The organism is Pseudomonas sp. 2822-17, assembly GCF_002742485.1.
GTDB lineage: Bacteria > Pseudomonadota > Gammaproteobacteria > Pseudomonadales > Pseudomonadaceae > Aquipseudomonas > Aquipseudomonas cyclaminis.
The window spans coordinates 1-231 of record NZ_LJRZ01000970.1 but is presented as its reverse complement, the minus strand read 5'-3'; the positions used below and the strand labels follow the sequence as shown (position 1 = coordinate 231).

Below are 231 nucleotides of genomic sequence, written 5' to 3'. Positions count from 1 at the left end.
GACGTTGCACTGAGTGAAAACGTAAGTTGGAAGAACATTGGTAGCATAGACACTATTGCAAGCTCAGCACCGAAATTAGCAAAATACGTACTATTTAATGCCGCCACATTTTTAAATTCATAACGGTCATCTTCAGGAACTCCTTTACGGAGGATAGGAACATTAACATGAAGGATTTTGTATACTTGATATAACATCTCGACACCAATGACCGCGTATGTTGCATAAAGG

1 pseudogene is annotated in these 231 nt (G+C 39.0%); it reads right to left on the bottom strand.

Features of this window, described 5'->3' with window-relative positions:
- Positions 1-231: pseudogene (locus tag AOA60_RS33730) on the bottom strand (MFS transporter); the annotation flags it as partial.